Annotated in this window: 1 protein-coding gene; it reads left to right on the top strand. The window is 50.5% G+C overall.

What is annotated here, in order from left to right; translation table 11 throughout:
* Positions 1-108 precede the first annotated feature (108 nt).
* Positions 109-594, top strand: a complete 486-nt coding sequence (locus RMSM_RS20490) for a transposase (RefSeq protein WP_040768550.1) — start codon at positions 109-111, stop codon at positions 592-594.
* The last annotated feature ends 36 nt before the right edge of the window (positions 595-630 follow it).

Here is a 630-nt window from a genome sequence, read left to right as displayed (position 1 = left end):
CACCAACTTTGTAGCCTTTGAAAATCATTTTTTAGGAAATGGCTTCGATACAACTCGGCTCTCATCCCTCGCCTGTGATATATTTAACGTGATCGGGGGGCTATTTGCATGAACACGACACCGCTTGGGCTGTTCATTACGTGGACGGTGTACGGCACCTTCCTTCCCGGGGACGCCCGTGGCTGGAGGCACCGCAGCACTGGGCCTCAACTTGCTCAACCTCAATTGGAAACTTGGCACCGCGATCACTTATCTCACGATGTCATTCTCCTTGAAGACTCAATGCAATTGGTTGCGGAAGATGCCATTTACGAGATTTGCGATGTTCGGTCCTGGTCTCTTTGGACGACCTCAGCACAAACGAATCATGTGCATGTCGTCATCACTGCGCCGGAATATAAGCCCAAAGTGGTGCGAGACCAATTAAAGGCAAAAGCGACCATGGAACTTCGCCAGACGTTCGCAATATGGAGAGGTCGTCCAGTCTGGACAGTGAAAGGAGACATTGAATTCTTAAACAGTGAATCAGCGATCCAACAATGTGTGATTTACGTCAACGAAGCCCAAGACCGCAAGTACCGTGATTTAATGTGAGCCGAGACGCGTAAGCGGCCGGGTCTCGCGGAATCG

Source organism: Rhodopirellula maiorica SM1, assembly GCF_000346295.1.
Classification (GTDB): domain Bacteria; phylum Planctomycetota; class Planctomycetia; order Pirellulales; family Pirellulaceae; genus Novipirellula; species Novipirellula maiorica.
This window is presented reverse-complemented; position numbering and strand designations above follow the sequence as displayed.

What these genes read in the sequence shown, in the direction of transcription:
- RMSM_RS20490 (WP_040768550.1), top strand. Translation starts at nt 109, where the DNA reads ATGAACACGACACCGCTTGGGCTGTTCATTACGTGGACGGTGTACGGC.